At 63.0% G+C, this 24,508-nt stretch carries 27 protein-coding genes and 1 pseudogene; 14 read left to right on the top strand and 14 right to left on the bottom strand.

Annotated elements, in window-relative coordinates; translation table 11 throughout:
- The first annotated feature begins 143 nt into the window (after positions 1 to 143).
- The 4 genes from PRJ_RS13430 to PRJ_RS13445 are packed head-to-tail and all read left to right on the top strand — an operon-like array spanning position 144 to position 3,983.
- A complete protein-coding gene (locus PRJ_RS13430) occupies positions 144 to 1,061 on the top strand; it encodes a DUF72 domain-containing protein (protein ID WP_064492045.1) in 918 nt (305 codons plus the stop codon).
- Positions 1,058 to 1,831 carry an endonuclease/exonuclease/phosphatase family protein gene (locus PRJ_RS13435; protein ID WP_064492044.1) on the top strand — a complete coding sequence of 258 codons (774 nt, stop codon included), beginning with the start codon at positions 1,058 to 1,060 and terminating at the stop codon, positions 1,829 to 1,831. Before PRJ_RS13430 ends, PRJ_RS13435 begins: the two co-directional genes overlap by 4 nt.
- Complete coding sequence (gene clsB, locus PRJ_RS13440; protein WP_020190817.1) at positions 1,828 to 3,030, top strand: cardiolipin synthase ClsB; 1,203 nt, start codon at positions 1,828 to 1,830, stop codon at positions 3,028 to 3,030. Before PRJ_RS13435 ends, clsB begins: the two co-directional genes overlap by 4 nt.
- A complete protein-coding gene (locus PRJ_RS13445) occupies positions 3,030 to 3,983 on the top strand; it encodes a lysylphosphatidylglycerol synthase domain-containing protein (RefSeq protein WP_104961650.1) in 954 nt (317 codons plus the stop codon). The genes clsB and PRJ_RS13445 overlap by 1 nt, the downstream gene beginning before the upstream one ends.
- A 360-nt stretch (positions 3,984 to 4,343) precedes the next feature.
- On the opposite strand, the gene PRJ_RS13450 is transcribed toward PRJ_RS13445, so the two are convergent.
- Both PRJ_RS13450 and PRJ_RS13455 read right to left on the bottom strand, forming a co-directional pair.
- On the bottom strand, positions 4,344 to 4,568 hold the full coding sequence (locus PRJ_RS13450; protein WP_104961651.1) for a metallothionein: 225 nt from the start codon (positions 4,566 to 4,568) through the stop codon (positions 4,344 to 4,346).
- Positions 4,565 to 5,029, bottom strand: a complete 465-nt coding sequence (locus PRJ_RS13455; RefSeq protein ID WP_104961652.1) for a phosphotransferase system, HPr-related protein — start codon at positions 5,027 to 5,029, stop codon at positions 4,565 to 4,567. The genes PRJ_RS13450 and PRJ_RS13455 overlap by 4 nt, the downstream gene beginning before the upstream one ends.
- Before the next feature lie 127 nt (positions 5,030 to 5,156).
- Between PRJ_RS13455 and ligD the strand changes: the two genes are divergently transcribed.
- From ligD to PRJ_RS13480, 5 genes are read left to right on the top strand one after another with little or no spacing between them, the layout of a single operon-like run.
- Entirely contained in the window at positions 5,157 to 7,658 is a 2,502-nt protein-coding gene (gene ligD, locus PRJ_RS13460) for a DNA ligase D (RefSeq protein ID WP_104961653.1), read from the top strand.
- A 40-nt stretch (positions 7,659 to 7,698) separates the two neighbouring features.
- Positions 7,699 to 8,742: an acyl-CoA dehydrogenase family protein gene (locus PRJ_RS13465; RefSeq protein ID WP_010954141.1), complete on the top strand. Its 1,044-nt coding sequence runs from the start codon at positions 7,699 to 7,701 to the stop codon at positions 8,740 to 8,742.
- Positions 8,739 to 9,494, top strand: coding sequence for a PIG-L deacetylase family protein (locus tag PRJ_RS13470; RefSeq protein WP_104961654.1), 756 nt, complete (start codon positions 8,739 to 8,741; stop codon positions 9,492 to 9,494). The genes PRJ_RS13465 and PRJ_RS13470 overlap by 4 nt, the downstream gene beginning before the upstream one ends.
- 11 nt (positions 9,495 to 9,505) lie before the next feature.
- Positions 9,506 to 10,105: a bifunctional 2-polyprenyl-6-hydroxyphenol methylase/3-demethylubiquinol 3-O-methyltransferase UbiG gene (locus PRJ_RS13475; RefSeq protein WP_012052318.1), complete on the top strand. Its 600-nt coding sequence runs from the start codon at positions 9,506 to 9,508 to the stop codon at positions 10,103 to 10,105.
- A complete protein-coding gene (locus PRJ_RS13480; RefSeq protein ID WP_104961655.1) occupies positions 10,102 to 10,761 on the top strand; it encodes a glycosyltransferase family 2 protein in 660 nt (219 codons plus the stop codon). The genes PRJ_RS13475 and PRJ_RS13480 overlap by 4 nt, the downstream gene beginning before the upstream one ends.
- A gap of 22 nt (positions 10,762 to 10,783) precedes the next feature.
- On the opposite strand, the gene PRJ_RS13485 is transcribed toward PRJ_RS13480, so the two are convergent.
- The 9 genes and pseudogenes from PRJ_RS13485 to PRJ_RS13525 all read right to left on the bottom strand — a co-directional run bounded on the left by PRJ_RS13485 (position 10,784) and on the right by PRJ_RS13525 (position 18,465).
- Positions 10,784 to 11,605 carry a Ku protein gene (locus tag PRJ_RS13485; protein WP_104961656.1) on the bottom strand — a complete coding sequence of 274 codons (822 nt, stop codon included), beginning with the start codon at positions 11,603 to 11,605 and terminating at the stop codon, positions 10,784 to 10,786.
- An 85-nt stretch (positions 11,606 to 11,690) separates the two neighbouring features.
- Entirely contained in the window at positions 11,691 to 12,278 is a 588-nt protein-coding gene (locus PRJ_RS13490) for a nucleosidase (protein WP_104961657.1), read from the bottom strand.
- 145 nt (positions 12,279 to 12,423) lie between these two features.
- A complete protein-coding gene (locus PRJ_RS13495) occupies positions 12,424 to 13,377 on the bottom strand; it encodes a class I SAM-dependent methyltransferase (protein WP_104961658.1) in 954 nt (317 codons plus the stop codon).
- The gene (locus PRJ_RS13500; protein WP_104961659.1) at positions 13,377 to 14,708 is read right to left on the bottom strand and encodes an iron-containing redox enzyme family protein; all 1,332 of its coding nucleotides are present in this window, start codon (positions 14,706 to 14,708) and stop codon (positions 13,377 to 13,379) included. Before PRJ_RS13500 ends, PRJ_RS13495 begins: the two co-directional genes overlap by 1 nt.
- Before the next feature lie 18 nt (positions 14,709 to 14,726).
- On the bottom strand, positions 14,727 to 14,924 hold the full coding sequence (locus PRJ_RS13505) for a hypothetical protein (RefSeq protein WP_021784729.1): 198 nt from the start codon (positions 14,922 to 14,924) through the stop codon (positions 14,727 to 14,729).
- Between the two features lie 58 nt (positions 14,925 to 14,982).
- Positions 14,983 to 15,108, bottom strand: a pseudogene (locus tag PRJ_RS13510) (general stress protein); the annotation flags it as partial.
- A gap of 204 nt (positions 15,109 to 15,312) precedes the next feature.
- Positions 15,313 to 16,596, bottom strand: a complete 1,284-nt coding sequence (locus PRJ_RS13515; protein ID WP_104961660.1) for an NTP/NDP exchange transporter — start codon at positions 16,594 to 16,596, stop codon at positions 15,313 to 15,315.
- A 4-nt stretch (positions 16,597 to 16,600) separates the two neighbouring features.
- On the bottom strand, positions 16,601 to 17,512 hold the full coding sequence (locus tag PRJ_RS13520) for an aldo/keto reductase (RefSeq protein WP_029615403.1): 912 nt from the start codon (positions 17,510 to 17,512) through the stop codon (positions 16,601 to 16,603).
- Positions 17,513 to 17,601: 89 nt separating this feature from the next.
- A complete protein-coding gene (locus PRJ_RS13525; RefSeq protein WP_104961661.1) occupies positions 17,602 to 18,465 on the bottom strand; it encodes a Dyp-type peroxidase in 864 nt (287 codons plus the stop codon).
- A 184-nt stretch (positions 18,466 to 18,649) separates the two neighbouring features.
- Here PRJ_RS13525 and PRJ_RS13530 point away from each other — a divergent pair, with 184 nt between their 5' ends.
- Complete coding sequence (locus PRJ_RS13530; protein ID WP_104961662.1) at positions 18,650 to 19,543, top strand: bile acid:sodium symporter family protein; 894 nt, start codon at positions 18,650 to 18,652, stop codon at positions 19,541 to 19,543.
- A gap of 43 nt (positions 19,544 to 19,586) precedes the next feature.
- On the opposite strand, the gene PRJ_RS13535 is transcribed toward PRJ_RS13530, so the two are convergent.
- Positions 19,587 to 20,054: a sterol desaturase family protein gene (locus PRJ_RS13535; RefSeq protein ID WP_104961663.1), complete on the bottom strand. Its 468-nt coding sequence runs from the start codon at positions 20,052 to 20,054 to the stop codon at positions 19,587 to 19,589.
- 397 nt (positions 20,055 to 20,451) lie between these two features.
- On the opposite strand from PRJ_RS13535, the gene PRJ_RS13540 reads away from it, so the two are divergent.
- Together PRJ_RS13540 and PRJ_RS13545 are read left to right on the top strand one after the other, a co-directional pair.
- Complete coding sequence (locus PRJ_RS13540) at positions 20,452 to 21,165, top strand: MgtC/SapB family protein (protein WP_004374444.1); 714 nt, start codon at positions 20,452 to 20,454, stop codon at positions 21,163 to 21,165.
- A 17-nt stretch (positions 21,166 to 21,182) separates the two neighbouring features.
- Entirely contained in the window at positions 21,183 to 21,692 is a 510-nt protein-coding gene (locus PRJ_RS13545) for a GNAT family N-acetyltransferase (RefSeq protein ID WP_104961664.1), read from the top strand.
- 42 nt (positions 21,693 to 21,734) lie between these two features.
- Here the strand turns inward: PRJ_RS13545 and PRJ_RS13550 are convergent, their stop codons facing one another.
- The gene (locus PRJ_RS13550; RefSeq protein ID WP_104961665.1) at positions 21,735 to 23,303 is read right to left on the bottom strand and encodes a sensor domain-containing diguanylate cyclase; all 1,569 of its coding nucleotides are present in this window, start codon (positions 23,301 to 23,303) and stop codon (positions 21,735 to 21,737) included.
- 152 nt (positions 23,304 to 23,455) lie between these two features.
- Between PRJ_RS13550 and PRJ_RS13555 the strand changes: the two genes are divergently transcribed.
- Entirely contained in the window at positions 23,456 to 23,956 is a 501-nt protein-coding gene (locus PRJ_RS13555; RefSeq protein WP_010954125.1) for a DUF4142 domain-containing protein, read from the top strand.
- Positions 23,957 to 23,964: 8 nt separating this feature from the next.
- Positions 23,965 to 24,216 (top strand): hypothetical protein, encoded by a 252-nt coding sequence (locus tag PRJ_RS13560; RefSeq protein ID WP_004374436.1) that lies wholly within the window; start codon positions 23,965 to 23,967, stop codon positions 24,214 to 24,216.
- A gap of 91 nt (positions 24,217 to 24,307) precedes the next feature.
- Here PRJ_RS13560 and PRJ_RS30400 read toward each other — a convergent pair whose 3' ends face one another.
- Positions 24,308 to 24,472: a DUF6021 family protein gene (locus PRJ_RS30400; protein WP_010954124.1), complete on the bottom strand. Its 165-nt coding sequence runs from the start codon at positions 24,470 to 24,472 to the stop codon at positions 24,308 to 24,310.
- Positions 24,473 to 24,508 lie beyond the last annotated feature (36 nt).

The following is a 24,508-nucleotide window of genomic DNA, read 5'->3' on the forward strand; positions in this document are numbered from 1 at the left end:
GGTATGCGGTGGAGACGCCAACTGCCGCAAAGTTCAACTCGGCGTCAGCATTTCCGTTGGTCAAGCGTTGTGAACCCTCGGCGGTCTTTGCCGGTCGCACCTTCAGAGCGACCGAACTAGGAACCGGCAGTGAGGACGGCAGCGTGAGCGATATTCGCATCGGTATCTCCGGGTGGCGCTATGGCCCCTGGCGCAAGGATTTCTACCCCAAAGGCCTGAAACAGGACGATGAACTGGCATTCGCTTCACGGGCGGTGAACAGCATCGAGATCAATGGCTCGTTCTACAGCCTGCAGACGCCCGAACGCTATCTGGGCTGGCGTGAAGCAACGCCGGAAGGTTTCGTGTTCGCGGTCAAGGGGCCGCGCTATATCACCCATGTCCGGCGGCTGAAGGAAATCGAAGAGCCTGTGGCCAATTTTTTTGCTTCCGGCCCGCTGCTGTTGGGCGAAAAGCTCGGGCCGTTCCTGTGGCAGTTCCCCCCTAGCATGAAGTTCGATGAAGACCGTTTTGCCCGGTTCCTGGAGCTGCTGCCACACACACGCGAAGCGGCCCGTGAACGCGCCCAAGGCTGCGCCGAGCGCCTTAAGGGTAATGGCAGCCTTGCCATCAAGGGCAATGCGCGCTTGCGCCACGCCGTGGAAATCCGCCACGAGAGCTTCCTCTGTGAAGCCTTCGTCAAGCTGTTACGCAAACATCGCGTGGCGCTGGTGGTTGCCGACAGCGCCGGCAAATGGCCCTGTGCCGAAGATGTAACCGCCGACTTCGTCTACATGCGCCTGCACGGGGATGTGGAGTTGTACAGCAGCGGATATACCGCACGCGCGCTGCGGCGCTGGAAGCAGCGTATCCAGCTATGGAGCGAAGGTAACCAGGCGGACGATGCCCGCCTGATCGTGCCGGGGCCGCCGCCTCGGTGTGCGGCACGGGATGTGTACTGCTACTTCGACAATGACCAGAAGGTTCACGCGCCATACGACGCCAGGCGCTTGCTGCAAAAGCTGTCGCTGGACCATGAGCTGATGACCGAGCCAGGCGTGGTACCGGAGGTGGCCTTGTGAACAAGACCCTACCCGCCCCACGCTGCATCATCGACAAGGTGACCGCTGTTCGTCGGCTGAATGTGCTGACGCTGAACGTGCACAAAGGCTTCACCTTCTTCAACCGGCGCTTCATCCTGCCCGAGTTGCGCGAGGCGGTGCGCGCCACAGGCGCCGACCTGGTGTTTTTGCAGGAGGTGCACGGCAGTCATCAGCAGCATGCCTTGCGCCACCCAGCCTGGCCCGAAACGCCGCAGTACGAGTTTCTGGCCGACAGCATGTGGCCGCAGTTCGCCTATGGCCGCAATGCGGTCTATCCCCATGGCGACCACGGCAACGCGCTGTTGTCGAAATTCCCCATCAGGCGCTTCAACAACCTGGATGTTTCGGTGCAGGGCAATGAACAGCGTGGCCTGCTGCATTGCCAGCTGGAGGTGCCGGGCCATGACGAGGTGCATGCGGTATGCGTGCACCTGGGCCTGCGGGAAGCCCACCGGCAGCGCCAGGTGAAACTGATGCTGGACCTGCTGGCCAGCCTGCCGCCCAACGCGCCGGTCATCATCGCCGGCGATTTCAACGACTGGCGGCTGAAGGCGGACGCGGTGCTGAGCGAACACCTGACAGAGGCCTTCGGCACCCCGGCGCGCAGTTTCCCCGCGCGCCTGCCGTTGTTGCGCCTGGACCGCATCTACCTGCGAAACGCGGTGCCGGGCGCAGCCCAGGTGCTGTCCAAATACCCGTGGTCGCATCTGTCCGACCACGTACCACTGGCTGCGGAGATCAACCTGTGAACCGACCTTGGGTAGACGGCAACAGCGTGCAGTTGCTGATCAATGGCGAGCAGTACTATCCCCGCGTGTTCGAGGCCATGGCCCAGGCGCGGGAAGAAATATTGCTGGAAACCTTCATCATCTTCGACGACAAAGTGGGCAAGCAATTGCAGCAGGTGTTGATCGAGGCTGCCCGGCGCGGTGTACGCGTGGAAGTGGTCGCGGATGGCTACGGCACAGCCGAGCTGCCGGCTGAATTCATTTCAGCGATGACCGACGCCGGTGTCAGCTTTCATGCGTTCGATCCACAACCCCGCTTGTTCGGTATGCGCACCAACCTGTTTCGCCGTTTGCACCGCAAGATCGTGGTGGTCGATGGTGAGCGGGCCTTCATCGGCGGTATCAATTACAGCGCCGACCATTTAGGCGACTTTGGTGCGATGGCCAAGCAGGACTATGCCGTGGAGGTCACTGGGCCGGTAGTGGCGCAGGTACATTCAGCCAGTAAGCGCCTGATGTCTCCCGTGCTGCAGCCACCCAGTGCGGTACGCCCCGTTACCGAGCCCGCCGGTAGCAGCAGTGCTGTGTTGATCGAACGTGACAACGGCATGCGCAGCACCGATATCGAGGCACACTACCTTCAGGCGTTTCGTAAAGCCCGCCAACGCATTGTGGTCGCCAATGCGTATTTCTTTCCAGGCTACCGGCTGATGCGTGAGTTGCGCAACGCGGCCCGGCGTGGCGTGGAGGTTCGGTTGATTTTGCAGGGCCAGCCCGACATGCGCTGGGTACGCGCACTGTCGCGCCTGCTGTACAACTACCTGCTGCGCGACGGCGTGAAGATTCATGAGTACTGCCAGCGGCCGTTGCACGGCAAGGTGGCACTGGTGGACGACCAATGGGCCACCGTCGGCTCCAGCAACCTCGACCCCCTCAGCCTGTCGTTCAACCTGGAGGCCAACCTGTTCATTCGTGACCGGGCCTTCAACCAGCAACTGCACCAGCATCTGCAGACACTGGCCAGCGAGCAATGCAAACCGGTCACCCTGGAGCGCATGATTCGCGGCTACTGGTGGCGAGCACCGTTGATCTTCGTGTGCTTCCACGTGATCCGCCACTTCCCGCGCATTGCGGGCTGGTTCCCTGCGCACCGGCAGCGTTTGCGCTCGGTGCAGCCGGAAGCCGAACCCCAGGGCAACTTGCACGAGGGCAACTCCTGATGGCGCGCAAAAGCTGGCAAACGTGGGGCAAACGCGTGTTCACACTCGCGTTTCTGATCCTGATCCCTGTGCTTCTGTACCTGCTGGCGCGCAATCTGGACTGGAACGAAGTACGTCAGTCTTTGCTCGCCTACAAGCCTGGCACCCTTGCCATCGGCTTGGCGATCGCGCTGTGCAGCTACCTCGCGTTTGCCAGTTACGACCTGTTGGCCCGGGCTTACACCGGCCATACGCTACCTGCCCGGCAGGTATTGCCCGTCGCGTTCGTGTGCTACGCCTTCAACCTCAATTTCACTACCTGGGTAGGCGGGGTTGCCTTGCGCTACCGCCTTTATGGGCGGTTGGGCCTGGATACCGCGACCATTACACGAATCCTCACCTTGGGGCTGTTGACCAACTGGATGGGCTATATGCTGCTGGCCGGCACCGTATTTGCCCTGGGCCTGGTCGAGATGCCCGGCAACTGGGCGGTGGGCACTACAGGCCTGCGCCTGATCGGCCTGCTGTTGCTGGCGATTGCGGGCGGCTACCTGCTGGCCTGTGGTTTTGCCAAGAAGCGCACCTGGTGCTGGCGCGACCACGAAGTGACGCTGCCCTCGCTGCGTCTGGCGCTGTGCCAGGTCGCGCTGGGTGCCAGTAACTGGGCACTGATGGCGCTGCTGATCTTCTGGCTGCTGCCGGGCGAAGCGTTCTACCCGTCGATTCTCGGCATCCTGCTGATCAGTTGTGTGGCCGGCGTGGTGGCGCATATCCCTGCGGGGCTGGGTGTGCTGGAAGCGGTGTTCCTCGCCCTCCTGCATGGGCAGATGGGCCAGGGCACGCTGGTGGCTGCCCTGCTCGGCTATCGCACGCTGTACTACCTGATTCCGCTGCTGTTGGCGGTGGTGACCTACCTGATCCTGGAAAAGCGCGCCAAGGCAATGCGCCGGCGCGACAAGCCTGCTCAGACCTGAAAGGGGCTGTGTTCGCTGGAGGTGGCAGACGCGACGCGTTGCATGGCACCGGCTTTGCCGGTGTTCGCGGGTGAACCCGCTCCTACGGGGGCGCGCCAAGAAACCAACCAAGCCCAAGACATGCGCCGTAAATAATGTAGGAGCGGGTTTACCCGCGAAGCAGGCAACACGTTGCATGGCACCGGCTTTGCCGGTGTTCGCGGGTGAACCCGCTCCTACGGGGGGGCGCGCCAAGAAACCAACCAGGCCCAAGCCATGCGCCGTAAATGTAGGAGCGGGTTTACCCGCGAAGCAGGCAACACAACACCCTAGGCCCAAAGGATTGGGCGACCGGGTGAAAAGGCAGCCCGCCTACTGGCTTCAGGGCGAGATCGGATCACTCGCTGGAAAGGTTTCATCCAGCGCATTGTCCACCGCGCTCTCGCCCGGCTTCTCACCACAATGGCAGTCCTGCATCCGGCATGGCTCACCCTTGCGGTGGCCGCTGGCGCAGGCCTCGCAGCAATAGGCCTTGCCGTCGCGTTGCAAGGCATTGGCATCCACCGTGCAGGAACAGTGCGCGCAGGCGCAGCGTTGTTCGTTCATGGCTTGCTCTCCTCGTCATCAATCACATCGTCGGTCCAGGGCACCCCGTCCAGCGGCGCGGATCGGGCCAGTTCGGCCTCGTCCAGGCCAATGCCGCCACCGATCTCATCGGCATCCACCTGGCGCAAACGCTGGTCTGCCGGGCCGCCACTGGCGCCCGGCTCGTGGGGGTCGCGGGCACCGGTTTCGTCCAGCAAGGTGTCCGGGCTCAAATCGTCGTAGGTGACATTGTCCTCATGCAGGCTGTCACTCAGCGCCTCGCCGCCGGTCATGCCACTTTGCGCCACGCGCCGGGGGGGAAACTCACGGTCGACCTCGGCGGCAGGTCGCTCGTCGCCCACACGCCCTTCGCGCTCTTCCAGGCGTTCATCGAAATCCAGCTCATGCACGCTGCCCATGCGGTCTTCGATGTCATCGATTGCGGTGGGGGTGTATGGCTTAGTTGCATCGGGTCGGGTCATGTGCGTTCTCCATCAGGTGGCTTCATTCGGTCGACTACGCCAGCTCACGGAAGATTCAGAGTTTTTTGAACTACCGCCTCGGCCGGCGCCTCCCACGTTAGAGACCGTGATCTGCCCGGAGCCCGCCATGGCCAAGCCCCTGCAGGAATACGCGCGCAAGCGCGACTTCAACGCCACACCCGAGCCCAGCGGCAAACGCAAACGTGGCAAACGGGCCCATGCGCTGCAGTTCTGCATCCAGAAACACGACGCCAGTCATTTGCACTACGACTTCCGCCTGGAGCTCGATGGCACCCTGAAAAGCTGGGCGATCCCCAAAGGCCCGTCGTTGGATCCCAAGGTGCGCCGCCTGGCGGTGCATGTGGAGGATCACCCGCTGGACTACGCCGATTTCGAGGGCCATATCCCGGAAGGCCACTATGGTGCAGGGGACGTGATCGTCTGGGACCGCGGTATCTGGGAGCCTGAAGGCGACGCGCATGAAGCCTACGTCAAAGGCAAGCTGCGATTCCGCCTGCTGGGTGAGAAGCTAGGCGGCGTGTGGAACCTGTTCCGCACCCACCTGGCCGGCAAGAAAGAGCAATGGATGCTGGTCAAGTCGCACGATGGCCAGGCGCGCAGCGAAACCGAGTACAGCATTGTCGAGGCCCTGCCCGACAGCGTGCTCAGCGAGCGCACGCTGGTGCCACGCAAATCCGCTGCCAAAAAAGCCACTGCCCCGCGCAGCAGCCGTAAACGCGCCGACAAAGCTCAGGCTGCACCCTTGCCAGCACAGTTACAGCCACAGTTGGCAACGTTGGTGGATTCTCCCCCCAGCGGCGACTGGCGCTACGAAGTCAAGTTCGATGGCTACCGTATCCTGGCCCGCATCGAGGGCCAGGACATCCGCCTGTTCACCCGCAACGGCCATGACTGGAGCAGCAAGATGCCCCGGCAGGTTGCCGCCCTGCGCGCGCTGGGCATCGACTCGGCCTGGCTCGATGGCGAAATGGTGGTGGCCGATGACACCGGCGTGGCTGATTTCCAGGCGCTGCAGAACGCCTTCGATACCGAGCACGACGAACGCATCACCTATTACCTGTTCGACCTGCCATTTCTGGGCGGTCAGGACCTGCGACAGCTACCGCTGCAGAACCGCCGCGATACATTGCGCCAACTGCTTGAGCACAACCATTCCGACGTCATCAAGTATTCCGCCGACTTCGACGAACCTGTCCAGTCACTGCTCGACAGTGCCTGCCGGCTGAAGCTGGAAGGCCTGATCGGCAAGCGAGCTGACAGTGTCTACAGCGGCCGCCGTAGCCCGGACTGGATCAAGCTCAAGTGCAAGCAACGCCAGGAATTCGTGATCGTCGGCTACACCGACCCCAAAGGCAGCCGCAGCGGCTTCGGTGCCCTGCTGCTGGCCCTGCACGACAACGACAGTGGCGAGCTGCGCTATGCCGGTAAGGTCGGTACCGGCTTCAATGCCACGACACTGGCCAGCATCCACGCGCGGCTCAAGCCCCTGGAAATCGCCAGGCCAGCCCTGCCCTCGCCGCCTGCCGGAGCCGAAGCGCGTGGTGTGCACTGGCTGCGGCCGCAGTTGTTGGCGGAAGTCGCCTTTGCCCAGATGACCCGTGACGGCATCGTGCGCCATTCGGTGTTCCACGGTCTGCGCGATGACAAAGCGGCAACCGCCATTGACCTGGAGCGCGCCATGCCCGCCAAGACTGTATCCAGCCGCAACAAACAGGCCAAGGCGTCCGAGAACCTGGGTGAACTGCGGCTGACCCACCCCGACCGGGTCATCGACCCTTCAACCGGGGTAACCAAGCGTGAGGTCGCCGAGTATTACGCCGGCATCAGCCAGTGGATCCTGCCCCAGCTCAAGCATCGCCCGGTGGCATTGGTACGCGCCCCGGACGGCCTGGGCGGCGAGCTGTTCTTCCAGAAAAATGCGGGCCAGCTGCACATACCCAACGTACTTAGCTACGAAAAGGCCGAGGCCGGCCAGGCAGCGATGGTCATCAATCGCGCCGATACGCTGCTGGGTGCGGTGCAGATGAACATGCTGGAGCTGCACACCTGGAACGCCACGGACAAGGATTTCGATAAACCGGACCGTTTTGTCCTCGACCTGGACCCTGACCCTGCGCTGCCCTGGAAGGCCATGGTGGAGGCGACCCAACTGACCCTCACCCTGCTGGACGAACTGGGCCTCAAGGTGTTCCTGAAAACCAGTGGTGGCAAGGGTATTCACGTGGTTGTGCCCTTGACCCGGCGAGCCGGGTGGGACGAGGTCAAGGACTTCAGCCACGCCATCGTCAATTACCTGGCCAAGCTGTTTCCGAAGCGCCTGAGCGCGGTGTCGGGGCCGAAAAATCGCGTGGGACGCATCTTCATCGACTACCTGCGCAACGGCAAAGGCGCCACCACGGCGTGCGCCTATTCACTGCGTGTCCGTGACGGGCTGCCGGTATCGGTACCTGTCTGGCGTGAGGAACTGGCGCAAATCAAGGCCGCCAACCAATGGAACATCACCAACCTGCGCGAGCGTCTGGCGGAGGTCGACGACCCTTGGGCCGACATGGGCAAGGTACGCCAGTCGATCACCGCGCGCATGCGCAAGCAGCTAGGGCTCGAATGATGACGCCAAAGCGATTGGACACGACCCGGGAGGCCCGCCCATGAGCATCGTTCAGGACTTCAACCTGACCACCCTTGACCGCCTTTTACGCACCTTTGGCGAACGCCAGCTACCGCTCAACCTCGATACCCAATTGCCGCAACTGATCCAGGCGCTGCAAGCTGATCACCTCGACCTGCTACCGTTGCCGGGGCAAGGCAACACCTTGCGTCGCTGGCAGACCTTGGCACGGGTGGCCGGCTGTGACCTGGCACTGGCCAAGCTCTATGAGGGCCATACCGATGCCTTGGCGATCCTGGCGGAATGCGGCGCAGCGCACCACGCCAACGACGGCATCTGGGGCGTGTGGGCGGCAGAGCCGCCCGATGCGCGGGTCCACATCACTGCGCGCGACGGCGACCAGGTGCGCCTCAACGGCACCAAGGCCTGGTGTTCCGGTGCCTTGCAGATCGATCGCGCGCTGATTACTGCCTGGGATGAGGCCGAGCAGCCGCAATTGGTGGCAATCGAGCTGTCACAGCCAAGCCAGGGCCTGAACATCGAGCACTGGCAGGCCGTTGGCATGGCCACTACCGCCAGTGTCGAGGTGGCGTTCAACGATACCCCAGGCACGCTCATCGGCACGCCAGGCCAATACCTCTCGCGCCCTGGCTTCTGGCAAGGCGGTGCGGGTATCGCCGCTTGCTGGTACGGCGCGGCCGAGGCGCTGGCGGATTACCTGCGTGAACATTGCCGCAAACCCCGCCCAGACCCGCATGCCGATGCGCATCTGGGGGCTGTGGACGCTGCGCTGCATGGCGCCCGTGCGTCACTGCGTGAATGTGCTGCCTGGATCGATCAACAGCCCGGTGTGGATGCCAGTTTCGAAGTTCGCCGCACCCGCGCCCAGGTAGAACAGGCCGTAGAGCAGGTCATCAGCCACGTCGGGCGTGCCTTGGGGGCCACGCCGTTCTGTCGCAGCAGTCATTTTGCCCGGCTGAGCGCCGACCTGCCGGTGTTCCTGCGTCAGAGCCACGCCGAGCGTGATCTGGCGATGCTGGGCCAGCAGCTGGCCCAGCTGCCAGCCGGGGTGTGGCAACTATGAGCCAGAACCTGATCCAGTCCGCGGGCGGCACGCCTTGGGCAGCCTGGCAGCAAAGCGCGCACCTGGCGCGTGCGACCTGGCTCGACTCACGCCAACTGTGCCCGCCGGGGCGCCGGCTGGTATTGATTGCTCCGCATCCGGATGACGAAATTCTCATGGCTGGCGGCCTGCTGGCAGGCTTCAAGGGGCGTGAGGATGAGCTGGTGCTGATCTCCGCCACCGACGGCGAAGGCAGCCACCCCGGCTCCAGCCACTGGACCGAACATCGCTTGCGACGCCAGCGTCCCCAGGAAAGCCGACAGGCGCTGCAACAGCTCGACCTGGACCTTGAACGCCTGGACTGGCGCAGGCTCCATCTGAAGGACGGCCAGTTGCCGCGCGAAGAAGCGTTTCTGACCCGTCACCTCACCCAGCTACTGCGACCCGATGACCTGCTAATGGCCACCTGGCGCAGTGACGGCCATTGCGATCACGAGGCCGTCGGCCGCGCCGCTGCGCAGGCGGCGGCAAGCCGTGGGGTGCACTTGGCTGAGGTACCGGTCTGGGCCTGGCACTGGGCCGAGCCTGACGACCCGCGCCTGCCATGGCCCCGTGCGCACCGCGTGCAACTCGATGAAAGCCGTCTGGCACGCAAGCGCAAGGCCTTGGCCGCCCACGTCAGCCAGCTGCAGCCGGACGGCGAGCAGCCGCCGGTGCTACCGCCGCACCTGCTGGATTGCCTTCTGCAACCTTTCGAACTGGTGTTCCTTTGAATGGAGCTGTCATGAGCCTCGATCCACAGTATTTCGCCGAGCTATACGCCACCAATGAAGACCCTTGGGCCTTTCGCACCCGCTGGTACGAGAGGCGCAAACGCGAGCTGGTGATGGCCAGCCTGCCACGCCAGTGCTATCAGCGTGTGTTCGAGCCAGCCTGCGCAAATGGCGAGCTCAGTGCGCTACTGGCCGAGCGTTGTGCCGAACTGCTGTGCCAGGACCTGGACCCGACGGCCGTAGGCCTGGCCCGTGAACGCCTGGCTCACGTGCACAATGCCTCGGTCGAACGGGCCCGGTTACCGGGGGACTGGCCGGGCGGCCGCTTTGACCTGATCGTGCTCAGCGAGGTGGGTTACTACCTTGATCCCACCGACTGGCTGCAGGTGATCGAACAATCGGTGGCCAGCCTTACCTACGACGGCGCGTTACTGGCCTGCCACTGGAAGCACCCTATCGCGGGTTGCCCGCAGGACGGTCGCGACGTGCACCGCCTGTTGACCCGGCATTTGCCGTTGCATCAGCAGTTCCGACATGAGGAGGCGGACTTTTTGCTGGAGTACTGGTCATGCCAGCCAAGCGTTGTCGATCTCGACGAGACGTGCCCATGATTGCCGTTGTCATCCCTGCACATAATGAAGCCCGCCGCCTTGGGCGGTGCCTGCGGGCAGTGCTGATCGCTGCCCAGCAGGCGCAGTATGCGGGAATGCACGTGGAAGTGCTGGTGGTACTGGACCGCTGCAGTGACGGCAGCGCCGCCGTGGCGCGGCGTTTCGGCGTACACCTACTGGAGGTGGATGCCGGTAATGTCGGCATGGCACGTCGCGTGGGCGCGGCGCACATGGTCGAGCGGGGCGCCACGTGGTTGGCGTGCACCGATGCGGACAGCCGGGTCCCGGCGCACTGGCTGCTGTCGCAGTTGGCCTGTAGCGCCGAGGTGGTTTGCGGCACCGTGCATGTCGAGTACTGGCAACCCTGGCAGACAGCCGCGCTGCGCAAGCTGTACCAGAGCCGCTACCAGGCGTGTGAAGGGCATCGGCATGTGCACGGCGCAAACCTGGGGGTATGTGCCGATGCCTATGAGCGTGTGGGTGGCTTTCAGCCCCTCGCGGCGCATGAAGATGTGCAACTGGTCAGTGACCTGCAGGCCAGCGGCGCCCAGATCGTCTGGACCGCCAGGCATAGCGTGGCCACCAGCAGCCGGCGCGACAGCCGCGCCCGCGAGGGGTTTGGTGATTACCTGGCCGGATTGCAGGCGCAGTTCTGAAATCAATGGATTTCGGCGGTGTTCATGAAGCCTTGCGCGTTTTCTTCACCGGTTTCTTGCCACCCAGGCTGCGCTTGAGCAGTTCGGTCAGGTCGAGGATGTCCGCACCTTTCTCGGCCGCCCCTGCGTCGCCCTTCTCCACCGCCTCGATCTTGCCCCTGCTGGCCTTCTCTTCCACCAGGTCCATGATCGTCTGGCGGAAGGCGTCGTGATAATCCTCAGGCTTCCAGGGCCCGCTCATGTCCTCCACCAGGCGTTTGGCCATCTCCAGCTCACGCTTCTCCACCTTGCTGTCGGTCACGCTGGCATCGAGCTCCAGCGTTTCCAGCCCGCGCACCTCTTCAGGCCAGCGCAAGGTGATCATCACCAGCGCCTGGTCCAGCGGCCGCAGCAGCGCCAAGTGCTGCCGGGTATGCAATACCACGGTGGCCAGTGCCACCTTGCCGGTCTTTTCCAGCGTCTCGCGCAGCAAGGCGTACACCTTGCCGCCACGGCGGTCCGGGGTCAGGTAGTACGGCGTATCAAAATGCTGCAGCGGAATATCGCCCGCTTCCACAAAGGAAAAGATATCGATCGTCTGGGTCGCTTCGGGCCGGGCCTTGCGGATCTCCTCCTCACTGATCACCACATAGCGGCCCTTCTCGAACTCTACGCCCTTGACGATATTGTCCTTGTCGATTTCCTTGCCGGTCACTTTGTTCACCCGCTTGTAGCCGACCGGCTCCATGCTGCGCTTGTCCAGCCAGTCGAAGTCCACGCGCTCGGTGCGCACGGCGGTATTGAGTGCCACGGGGATGTGCACAAGGCCAAAACTGATGGCGCCTTTCCAGATTGCCCGAGCCATGAGGGTGCTCCCAGGGTTGCCTGCTGATACCAGAAGTGACTGCGCCGGGCGACAAAGGTTTAGCTGCCCTGCCCTGCGGCAACTGTCACGCCTGGCTGAACAGCACCCGCTTGAACGCTTCGGCCGCCAGGTGCACTTGCACTGCCCAATCCTGCGCAGCATCGCTGCCGGCATCATCGGAAATGTATTTAAGGCACACGAACGGAATACCTTCGTCACGCGCGATCAATGCCAGCACATAGGCTTCCATGTCGATCACGTCATAAGGCGCGTCGCCATGGTTGATCTCGAAGCTGTCACCGCTGCCACAGGTTTCCACAGCCAGGCCGGGTATTGCCGCCCCGTGTTCGAGTACCACCGGGGTGTCGGACAAGGGCGTTTCATAACGGGCAAAGCCCAGTGGGGTCACATCCATGTCGCGTTGAACGAAGCGGTTACAGCACACGACTTCGCCCTTGCCATGACGCTGGCTGCCAGCCGAGCCCAGGTTGACGATAAGCTTGGGCCTGCGCGTGGCGATCGCCTTGGTCAGGGCGATCGCGGCATTGACCTTGCCAATGCCGGTGAACACGGTGTTCACCTCGGTAAAGACATCGCCAGCCTCGGCCTCGAGGGCAAAGACGAACAGCGTGTCATTCAGGGAAATGTCGGGGAATTGCTTGATCAGCATCATGGAGCAGGTGTTTCCGAGTGGCTGCAAAGGGCGCGGCCATTGTCGGTCAACACAGCCTAAATGCAAGTCCCGCCTCCACCATCACCTTTGGCGAGCGGGTGCTGTCGTGAAGCACTTGACCGGCACAGGGCCGGACCATGCTGCCTCAGCAGTTACGGGTAACGGTGAGCGCCACGGCGGCGATGCGCTCGACCTGTTCGTAGCCCGGCTCAGCCAGTTGCTCGCCAAATACATCGGGGTCGATTTCCCGATACACCCAGGCCCAATCCGGACCGGCCAGGCGCAGGCGGATGGCTTCGAGCAAGGCATCGCGGCCTTCGACAATGGCCACGCCTGTGTATAGCAGCAACGTACCGTGGCGGCTCAGCCGATCGCGAGCCTGCTCCACGATACGTAGCGACAGGTCGACGCCTAGCGCGCATCCGCCGTGACGGTACAGGCGGGCGTTGGGGTCAAGCATGTAGGGCGGGTTGGCAACGATCAGGTCGAACGTGCCGCTGATACCGTCCAGCAAGTCGCTGGGCTCGACCGACACGTTACTCACACCCGCCAAGGCTGCATTGATTGCCGTATAGCGCAGCGCCAGGGGGTTGATGTCAACGGCGCTGACCTGCGCGTGCTGGGCGGCGCGGGCAATCAGCAAGGCGCCCACCCCGCTGCCACAGCCGATATCCACTGCATGCTCGACCCGCGCGGGGCAGTGCTGAAGGTGCTCGTGAATGACCTGGGCAAAGCGGTAACTGTCCGGGCCGAAGAACACGGCATCGCTGGCGTCGGTTGGAAACGCCGAATGCAGCAACAGAAATTCATCCAGGCTGGACCAGCGTACCGTGCTGGTCAGCAGTTCACCCTGCGCAACTAACGCCTGCGCACGTTCGAGCAACTGCAACTGATCTGCCGACAGCAAACCGGGGTCGAAAGGTCGGCTCCAGCCGAATACATCGCGCAGGGTGCTGGCCTGCCCGCAGCCATCGCGGGCATTGACGCGCGCGTGGGTGGCGGGGGTTACGCAGGTAAAGCGGTATCCATCGGCACGCAGGCGCTGTCCCAGTTGCAGCAACGCCTGGCCTGCCTCGATTTGCCTGGGCGCGAGCATCATCAACGCGGTTCCTCCTGGCGCAGCCCGGTTACGCGCATGTAGGCGCGCGTGGCAGACAGACCGTCCGGCGTGGCGTGGCGGTTGCCAGCCATCCGCTGGATCAAGGCCTCGGGGGCCACATTCAAGGCGTCGCCGGGTATTTCCTCATGCACCTCCGGCAGCCCCCAACTGCCAGGGGCCACGCGGCGGATGGACGGCCGCCAGTCGTCGGCGATCCAGTCATGCCAAAGCTGTTTTTCATAGGCGTTGAATACACCGAACATCGCCGCAGGCGGCCCCTCGATCAGCGTCCACCAGCGGCTGTTAGCTGGCGGCTGCCCTCTGCGGATCCAGCCATGAGCCTGTAATGCGGCAACGAATGCGGGCATGGCGCCGGGTTCGGCCAGCCATTGATTGATCGTGCGCTGCTGCAGGCGGCAATGGTCGGCATGCATGAACTGGCCGTATACCCGCTTGCGTTCCAAGGCTGCGAACAGTTCACCTTGCAGGTCGAACTGGCGGATGAGGTCTGGCGTGGCGATACCCCGGTCATTCAGACGGTAGCCGCGGCGCACCCTGGCGTAGAACCCCTGGGGGTCACGCGGGGGGCTTAGCTGGTTCAATGCCTGGATTGCCAGGCGCGCGTGGCCGCTGGCTGCATTGTCGATGGTCACGTGCAGCTGAAAATACTGCCCGTCGATGCCCAGCTCGGCCAGCTCGTACGTGGTGATCAGCAGATGCAGCGGTGGCTGCTCATAACCGAGGTTGTAGCCAACCACCTCTGGTAGGTAACTGTCGCAATGCTGCCCCAGGGCAAGTTGTATCGCCCCTTGCAGATATCGCATGTCATCCAGGGGCATGGCCTCTACGCAACCCAGGCGACCAAGCAGACGCTGATAGATCAGCACATGGTTGCAGCGTGGGTCGCCGTTGCCGAGCTCTTCCAGGTAAGTGCGAATCAGCCCGTGGTAACGTGGATCGCGCCAGTGATGCAGGGTGCCCTGTAGCCAGGCGCCGTCGACGGCCTTGGTCGGCGCAACCTGTTGCAGGAACCACAATGCGTGGGCGCGGTTGGAAAAGTAACGGCGTGGCATGCCTTGACGGCGTTGTGCCAGGTAACGGGTATAGGCCTCGGCGACCTTGGCAGTATGCTTTCTGCTCCAGTCGGGCAACTCGGACGGTGTGTCGGGCAAGTCGTCCGGCATGTTTGCGGCACCCGCCAGTTGTTCCTCGAGCCATGAGGCGCTGCCAGCATCCTGCCCTGCGAGCATTGTTTCATAGCGTTGTCGCAGACTGGTCGATTCGGCGGCCACTTGCCCAGCGCTTGCAGTATTGCGGTTCATCACCGTCATGCCGTGCTCCTTGTCTACTTACTGGCTCGGCTTCTGCCCCGGCATCGGCTCGGGGTCGGGCGCAGGCTGCGGCGCAGGCTTGCTATCCGGTTGCTGCATCTGCAGCGAAGGCTTGCTGGGGTCCGAATCTTTGCCGGGGTGGTCATTGTCGCGGTCGAAACAACCGCCGACCAAGCTCAGCGAACCCATCAGGATGATCAGTGGAGTCAGGCGCATGGAGTACCCCCTTGGATAATTGCAGTGCCAGGTCGCCCCGGCACTGCGCCTCGGTCAGTTACGAACGGCCGCCCTTGTGGCCCGACTCGCGGTCGTGGGGCATGTTGCCGCCCGAGGACTGGCCGCCTTTGCGACCGGCTTCGGAAGCTTTTTCACGGTCATTGGCGAAGTTGCCCGGGTTCTTGTTACCGCCTTGGCTGCCTTGTTGATTGCCGGTGCGGCTGTTGTCTTTAGTGGCCATGGTGTTCAAACCTCATATGACTTCGGAATGCACGGCAAGATGCCGTACACAGATTCGGAGTTCGGCGATATCGGCAGATTCGGTTTATTACGAGAGGTTCGGACCGGTGGCGTTAAATAAGCGGCATCGCCGTATTTGGTGCGCGTGTCAGTGGTGCGGCGGGCGATCCATGCGCGCCTGCCGGCGGCCCAGCCAAGCGCCCGTCGCGCCCCAGCCCACGGCAAGCAACGCGCCGATGAGCATCGCCAATTGCGGGTGTTCGCCCATCACGTCCAGCGCACGCTTGACCCAGCCGCTCAGCGCATCGCCGCCACGGTAGACCACGGTGTCGATGAAGTTCTTGGCTTTGTACTTGTCCTCGGCGGACAGCACGGTGAACAGCATCTCCCGCCCTGGCCGCACCAGTGCGTATTCACCTGCCCGGCGCACCACCATCACCACCACGAACAGGGCAAACACCGGGGCCAGTGCCAGCCACAAGAAGCCGGCAGCCATTATCAGCGGCACTGCAACCAGCAACACACCGACACCCAGCCGACGGGCCAGACGCCCGGTAAGAAAGACCTGGGTGAGGATGGCCAGGGCCTGCACAACCGTGTCGATCAGGCCGAACACCTGTGTCTGCCGGGTGCGGTCAGTGAAGGTTTCGCTGACAATACGCGCCTGCTCGAAGTACAGGAATGTGCTGACGCTGGCCAGCAATACCACGAACAAAGCGATGCCTAGCAGATAGGGCGAGCGCAGGACGGCGGTGGCGCCGGTAAACGGGTTGCCACCCAGTGGCCGCGCGTCCTGGTGTTTGGTTTGCATCGCAATAGGTTGGCGTGCTCGCCAGCGTTGCAGGAACAGTGTCGCGCCGATACTGCCCAGCAGAAACACCGCCGCCAGCACCAGCAACCCGGCATGGCCGAGCGGCGCCACCAGCAACGTGCCAAGCACGGGGCCACTGAGCCCGCCCAGGCTGGCCCCGGCTGCCAGCAGACCGAACAGCCGCTTGCCTTGGGCGGTGGAAAACAGATCGGCGAGCACGCTCCAGGCCAGCGAGATCGTCAGCAAATTGAACACCGACAGCCAGATATAGAACGCCCGGGCGGTCCAGAGATTGTCAGGGTTACCGGCTAAAAGTGCCGCGAACAGCAACAGGTTGCTGGAGAAAAAACCATAGGTCCAAGGCAGGATATGCCTGCGCTGCACCCTGGAGGCCAGCCAGCCAAACAGCGGCAGGCACGCCAACGTGGCAAGGAAGGTGCCGGTGAACAGCCACTGCAGGTTTTCCACGCCACCGGCAACACCCATGGTTTCGCGTACCGGGCGCAGCATGAAGTAACCAGTGAACAGCAGGTAGAACAGCAGCAAGCCGGCGATGACCGCCGGCCCCTCACCAGGCTGGATGTTCAGCCCTCGGTCCAGGCGCCGCCGCCAGGCTTGCATGGTGTCAGGCAAACTGTGTGATCAGCGCCTGTTGCTGCGCCTGGGTGAGCATTGGCTCATGCCCGGCCTTGAGCTGATCGAGCTGGCGGTCAGGCCGACTGGTAGCGGGTATGACCGTGGTCACTGCCGGGTGACTGAGGGCGAACTTGAGAAACAGCTGTGCCCAGCTGCCGATGCCTGCTTCGGCGGCCCAGCCCGGCAAGGCCTGGCCTTTGACCCGGGCGAACAGCCGGCCATCGTCGAAGGCCCGATTGATCAACACCGCAACGCCCTTGTCCTGGCACAGCGGCAGCAGTTCCCGGGCAGCGTCCGGCGCGTTGACCGAGTAGTTGATCTGGATGAAGTCCAGCGGCTCGCTGCGCACGATACGGGCGACGTCGTCGTGGCCACTGTTCAGGTAATGGGTGATGCCGACATAACGTGTCCCGCCCTGCTGCTTCAGCTCGCGGGCATAAGGCAGCTGCGTCTGCCAGTCGCGCAGGTTGTGAATCTGCAGCAAGTCGACCTTGTCGGTGCGCAGGCTCTTGAGGCTGCCGGCCCACTGCGCCTGGGCTTCAGCCCGGCTATTGGCGGCGATCTTGGTGGCAAGGAAGCACTGTCGGTGCCAGCCGCCCTCTTCCAGCAACTGGCCGAGAATGCTGTCGGCGCCCCCGTAGTTGGGCGAGGTGTCGATCACCCGGCCGCCGCCTTCGAAAAATGCCTTGAGCACCGTTTTGAGCTGAAGGTACTGGGGCGAACCGCTTTCTACCTCGAAACTGCCCGACGTACCGGCACCGATCACCGGCAACGCTTCACCGGTGGACGGGACTTTGCGCGCAAGCAAACCCGCCGGCGCGGCAGCGTGCAGCCAAGGGCTGGCGGCGGCCAGCAACCCCAATGTTGCACCTGCGCGTAGGACTTCACGACGTGCGTACATGGAAAATCTCCCGTCATGAATCGGAAACTTTCAAGGCTAGCCGCTCTATCCCTCGCCTGCGGGTGTTTCTGTATCCGGATGTTTAGAGATCAGGCCCCCAGCAAGGGGCTCAGATCGACACCCGTCTCGCTCATTGGCGGGCACCAGTAGTAGCCCCCCGTCAGCGGGCGGCTAAAGCGGTACAGCCCGTCGATGATGCCGTCTTCCAGGCCACTCATGCGCCGCAGCTGCACCTCGAATGCCTCGAAACTCTTGCCCAGGGCGACGAAAGCCAGGCCGGCGCCGCGTTGGTCGGCCCAGGATACCGAGCGACGGACCATGAACGCCTCGGGTTCAAAGCTTTCCTGGGCGGTGCGCTTGACGTGCGCGGACGCGGGGGCGTCGTCGAGTTCTTCGTTATCGCTCAAGCGACGGCCGATGATGTTGTCCTGGTCTGCCTGGGGCAGCGACTTGAAGTATTGCAGGTCGTGCTTCCACAGCTGGAACGCGGCAAAGCTGGAGCCATCTGCGGCAATGGCCGCTTGCACCGCCTCTTCGTCTGTCGGGTTTTCGGTGCCGTCTTCATAACCGGTAAGGTCATGGCCGCCCCGGTGCAGGAAGCCATCAACGCTGTCGGCCAGGCCCAGGGCGGGTGCAAGCGCCTGCTCCAGGGCCTGGGCGCGCAGCAGCAGGTCGCCACGTTCATCGCCACGCAGCCACAGCCACAGGGCGTGTTGGGTGCTGGGGTTCTCAACCGCGGCATCCAGTAGCGGGAACGGGCGCAGGCCTGGTATTTCCCGGCCCAGGGCCTTGGCCAAGGGGGCGCCTACGCCCAGCAGCAACTGTTTGCCATCGACCTGCGGCAGCAATGCATCCAGCGCGGCAGGCAACGCCTCGGGCGACTGCAGGGTGAAGAACAGGTGACGGGCGTGGGCAGGCACCGGGGTGGCAAGCAGACCTTGCTGGAACGGCATATCAGGCTAATCCTAAGGTAAAAACGGAATGCTACTTCGCCTGCATGCCTGCTGCAATGCGGCATGCAGCCTCGCCAGCCGCTGCACGTGGTAACAAACGGTTACCAAGAGCTGGCCCTTTGCAATTAGCTATCAATCAAGGCCGACCTACACTGCTTCAGATCCTTCGCCCGAGAGACCCCTCATGACCGCCTCGCCCCTGCTCACTGCGTTTCTGCCGCTTGCCCTGGGCATCATCATGCTTGGCCTTGGGCTGTCGCTTACCTTGGCTGACTTCGCGCGCGTGGTGAAGTATCCAAAGCCCGTGGTGGTGGGCCTGGTGTGCCAGATCCTGCTGTTGCCGCTGGTGTGCTTCCTGATCGCCAACGGCTTTGGCCTGGAATCTGCCCTGGCAGTGGGGTTGATGCTGCTGGCTGCTTCGCCGGGCGGGACCACGGCCAACCTGTTCAGCCATCTGGCCCACGGTGACGTGGCATTGAACATCACCCTGACGGCGGTCAACTCACTGATCGCGATCCTGACCATGCCGTTGCTGGTGAACCTGTCGCTGAGCTGGTTCATGTCCTCGGACCAGGCTATTCCACTGCAGTTCGCCAAGGTCATGCAGGTGTTCGCCATCGTCTTGCTGCCGGTGGCGCTGGGCATGCTGATTCGCCATTTCGCCCCGGCGTTCGCTGCGCGCATGGAAAAACCGATGAAGCTGGTGGCTGCGCTGTTCCTGGCCTTCACCATCGTCCTGGCATTGGCCAAGGACTGGCAGACAGTGGTCGAGTACGCACCGGTGGTGGGCCTGGCGGCGCTGCTGTTCAACCTGCTGAGCCTGACGGTGGGCTATTGGGTGCCGCGGCTGTTGAACATTCCCAAGCGCCAGGCGATTGCCATTGGTATGGAAATTGGCATCCATAACGGGACCTTGGCGATTGCCCTGGCGTTGAGCCCTTCGCTGCTGAACAACGCGACCATGGCGGTGCCGGCTGCGTTGTACAGCTTGATCATGTTCTTTACCGCGGCCGGGTTTGGCTGGTGGGTGAGCCGCGGGCATGTGGCGGCAGAGCCCAAGGGTGAAACCGTGAACTGACGTCACCCGATGCCCGGCAGGTGCCGGGCGTGCCAGGGATGCGTCACGATTGGCTGCGCCTGCTGCGCAGTTGCTGCTTCAACACCTTCAGCGGCGGCGCATAGAAGAACCCGAACGACACGCTCCCCGTGCGCCCCTTCACCGCATGGTGCAGGCGGTGCGCGCGGTGCAAGCGTTTCAGGTAGCGGTTGACCGGCCGCGGCTTGCGCGGCCAGTGCCGGTGAAAGAAGCCGTCGTGGGCCAGTACATACAGTGCCCCATACCCTGCCACACCACCGCCCACCCACTGCAAAGGCGCATAACCACTTTTGCCCACCGCCACCAGCGCCGTGGCGATCAGCCCCAGGGCCACCAGGTACAGGTCGTTGGTTTCGAGCATACCCAGGTGTGGCTCATGGTGCGATCGGTGCAGCCACCAGCCCCAGCCATGCATGATGTACTTGTGAGCCAGCGTACCGACGCCCTCCATGGCCACCAGGGTGCCGAACAATACGGCGAGATTGAACAGCATGGAACGGTCCGGGTGATGGCAAAGGGAGGCGCAAGGTTACCGGCTGCCCAGGTTTTTTTCCATGTGGGCGTGACCGGCTGCAGGCCGTTCCCGGATGAAGCCATTGTCATGTTTTTGCCCTTGACCTGCTCTGCCCTGCGGCGTATGGTCCGCGACGCAATTTTGCCTTCCTCAACAGGAGACCTGCCTTGGACAGTAGCCCCAGTCGCTTGCGACAGGCCCGCGTGGCGCGCTAGCCCGGCAGTGTTCTGCCCTGTCTGGCCGCTCTGGCAAGACGGTGGTTTCCCGTAACCCCCGCTTCTCCTTCCCTCCGCGTGGTCCTGCGCAATTTCTGGTTATTTCAACCGCGCCAACTGATGGCGTTCATGCGGGCGTGTGCCTGCGGAAGAGGTTTGCTATGGATTGGAAAGTATTTCTGCTGCGCGTCAGCATTGCCCTGGTGCTGGGGGCGCTGATCGGTGCCGAACGGCAATTGCGCCAACGCCTGACCGGGCTGCGCACCAATGCGCTGGTCAGTACCGGTGCCTGCCTGTTCGTATTGATGACCCAGGCGGTGCCAGGCATGGCGCCTGCCGATGCGTCGCGCGTCGCAGCCTATGTGGTGTCGGGCATCGGCTTTCTCGGCGGTGGTGTCATCATGCGCGATGGTTTCAATGTACGTGGCCTGAACACCGCGGCCACCTTGTGGTGCACGGCTGCGGTCGGCGTGCTGTGCAGCCTCGGGCTGATGATGGAGGCGGCGCTGGGTAGCCTGGTGGTGCTCTGCGCCAACATCTTGTTGCGTGACATCGCCCAGCGCCTGGACCGTCAGGACGTGGTGCCGGCCAGCGAGGTGGAACAGCACTTCGAAGTCCGTATCGTCTGCCGCGGCGAGGACGAGATCCAGGTGCGTAGCCTGATGCTGCACAGCCTGGGCGATCCACAGCTGCGCCTGCAGTCGTTGCAGAGCCAGGACCTGGACAACCCTGCGCGCCTGGAAGTGCGCGCCGAGCTATTGGGCACCGCGCAGGCGCCGGCGCAACTGGAACGCCTGGTCAGCAGGGTCAGCCTGGAGAAAGGTGTAAGCTCGGTGCGCTGGCAATTACAGCCGCAGGTGCTGGCGACGGATTAGAACGACAGGAGTGATTCATGCTTATCCGCCCTACCCTTGAACCAGAAATCACGTGGCTGCCGGACGTCGAGCGCTCGGCAGCCCAGGCATTTGCCAGTTGGCCGGCACTGGCCTGGCTGGCGCAAGGCGACGTCATGGATTGCGCGGCGCACAGGGCTTTCGTCGAGGCAGGGGGTAGTTGGGTGGCGCAGGACGCGACTGGGCGCATTGTGGGTTTTGCATGCGCCCGGCTGGCGGATCAGGCATTGCACCTTCATGAAATATCGGTTCGCCAGGAGGCCCAAGGGCAAGGTGTTGGGCGCCGGTTGCTGCAGCAAGTGGTCGATGCAGGGCGCTGCGCCGGTGTGCGCGAGCTGACGCTGACCACCTTTGTGAATGTGCCTTGGAATGCGCCGTTTTATGCCCGTTTCGGGTTTGAGATGCTTCAGGAAAGCCGGCTTTGCGAACGACTCCGTGGCATCCTGGCCAGCGAGCATGCTCACGGTCTTCTCGGGCGTTGTGCAATGCGTCTGAACGTGGGGCTCTAGTTTTCATCGCGCCGCATGGTGCCTCCGCGATCCCCAGCCAGGTCAGCAATTCTGCCCTGCCGCCACACTTCCGGCCACGCAATACCCATCTCGCCCCTGCTGTTTGGCCTGGTACAACGCCCCATCAGCCGCCGCGACCAGCGCCTCGGAAGTGCCCCCCTCCCGCGCCAGGTCGACCACCGCGATCCCGGCACTGAACGACACTCTTCCCAATGGGCTGGCGGCATGTTCCAGCGCCTGACGGCGCAACAGCTGCTGTAACTCCTGCACCAGCAGTTCCGCGCCACGGCCATCGGTATCGGGCAGCAACAGCGTAAATTCCTCCCCACCATAGCGCACTGCCAGATCGGCCGGCCGTTTCAAGGCCTGTTGCAGCACCTCGGCAAAGCGTCGCAGGCACTGGTCGCCAGCCGGGTGACCGTAGTGGTCGTTGTAGGCCTTGAAGTAGTCCAGGTCCAGCATCACCAGTGCCAGGGGATAGCCTTGGCGCCGTGCACGGCGCAGTTCAGGTTCGAGCACGCCATCCAGCCGCCGACGGTTACCCAGCCCTGTAAGGCTGTCGGTCAAGGCCAACGCTTTCAGCGTCTGGTGAGCCTGGCGCAGCGCCCGCTCGATCACGATCCGCTCGCGCAGTTGGCGCAGCACCACACCGCCAAACGCTGCCAGCCCCACCAACAACAGCAGCAAGACCGCCACCGACTTGATCGCATCGTACCGCCAGGGCGCGACAATGGATTCACGCGACAGCCCCGCCTCCACGACCAACGGGTAGCTGGACAACGTGCGGTAGCCATACAGCCGAGGGGTACCATCGACGACCGCTACCGCCTCGGCTACCCCTTCTGTGGCATACGGCAAGTGGTTGCGGAAGATCTCACTGTTGGCAAGACTTCGGCCTATCACCTGTTCCACGAACGGGCGCCGTACCAGGAGGGTGCCGTCGCGCTTGGCCAGCACCAGCGCGCCGCGCTCGTCGATCTTGAAGTCCCCGTAGTAACGTACGAACCACGCCACTTTGATGGTGCCGAGCAGTACACCGGCGAAGCTGCCGTCGGCATTTTCCAGGCGCCTGGAAATAGGAATGATCAGGTCGCCGGTGGAGCGGCTGCGCACCACCGAACCGATATGCACACCAGGGTCGGTATGGCTGCGGTGATAGACGAAGTAGTCCCGGTCGGCGTTATTGGCGTTGGGCGGGATGGCCGCCTGATCAGTGACGATCCAGCTGCCGTCCGGGCCGTAAACGAAAAGCCCGTGCAACTGCGGCATGATGCGTTTTTGCTGGGCCAGCAATGCATGCAGGCGGGGCCGGTCGATGTGATCGAAACCATCGCCTTCCAGGCGCTCGGCCAAGGCTGCGGTAATGGCGTCGACCTGGCGGATAGCGTCCTCGGCGTGCTGCGCCGTGGCCCGGGCCAGGTTGCTGACCATGTTCTCGGCATTGTTATAGGCAAAGCGGTAGTCGCGCCAGATGCGCCAACCTTCCACCAGTACAAATGCCAGCATCACCACCAGCATGAACGCCAGTACCAGGCGGAACAGCGCCACCGCGCGGCCCTCTCCACTTATGGCGTAAAGCCCATCGTCGTCCTGTGTCCTGGCTGCGCACATTGGAATCCCTGGCCGTACCGCGTTCGCCGTCTTCACTATAGTTCAGCGTCGCACGGTCGGAACCGGCGGCAAAAAAGATTAAACCTTTGCCCCGCCTTCACCCTCAACCGTACGCGACATTGAGGTCGCGCCACGGTTTAAAGGAGTGAAGCATGAATAGTCTCTTCATCAGACGCGTTGGTTTTTCCATGGTGTTGGGCCTCGCATCGGTGCACGCAATGGCCGCGACTTCCGATGATTTCGTCGACGCAGCCACCGAGGCCGGCATTGCCGAAGTGGTGACCGGCAAGCTGGCTCAGGAGAAAAGCCAGAACGCCGAGATCAAGTCATTCGCCCAGCAAATGGTCACCGACCACACCCAGGCCAACCAGAAACTCGGCGACATTGCCCGCAAACTGGACATTTCGGTTCCGGATGAGGCCGCGATGACCGACAAGATCAAGAAAGTGATCCTGGAGTGGCGCGATGAGTCCTTCGACAAGTCGTACCTCAACAACCAGGTCGACGCTCACGAAAAAGCGGTGGAGCTGTTCAAGAAAGAGGCTGCATCGTCCGACAAGGCCGAGCTGAAGGCCTTTGCCAGCGAAACGCTGCCCAAACTCGAACAGCACCTGGAACAGGCTAAAGCCCTTCAGTCCAAGCACGGCAAGTGAGGCCGCATATGAGTAACGATGCATTGAAGACCGAAGTACTTACCCGCCTGCTGCATGCCCACCCCGAAGGCCTAGGCAAGGAAGTGCTGGACAACTACCGCGGTGAAAAGGCGGTGGCCGGCATGCTCAAGACGTTGCAGGAAGCCGGTTTGATTCACGACGGTAGCGTGGCGGTAAGCAGTGATCACCAGATCAGCGTGCACTACCCGATCAAGCTGTCGGCGGCGGGCGTAGAGGCCGCCAGGCGCGCTGAAGGCTGACAGTCGTCTGTGGTGACCGTCGCCGGCAAGCTGGTTCCCAAGGGATCGTACATGGTTTGCCGGCGACGAGACCAGTAATCAAGGCCGTGGTCTACTCCTTTTTCTCAATGTCTCTAGGCGGCTTGGCCGGCCCCTGAGGGTCGACTTGAGGGTCTTCGGCATCCGGGGAGTCGGGGTCGAAACCAAGGTCAGCCTTTTTATCGGCCTGCTCGGCCGAGTGAGGCCCCTCTTTGTGTGGTGGTTGAGATCCAGGCATGGCGTTGTCTCCGGTGAGTGTCTAAGGAAGAAACCA

Source organism: Pseudomonas sp. XWY-1 (assembly GCF_002953115.1).
GTDB classification, from domain to species: domain Bacteria; phylum Pseudomonadota; class Gammaproteobacteria; order Pseudomonadales; family Pseudomonadaceae; genus Aquipseudomonas; species Aquipseudomonas alloputida.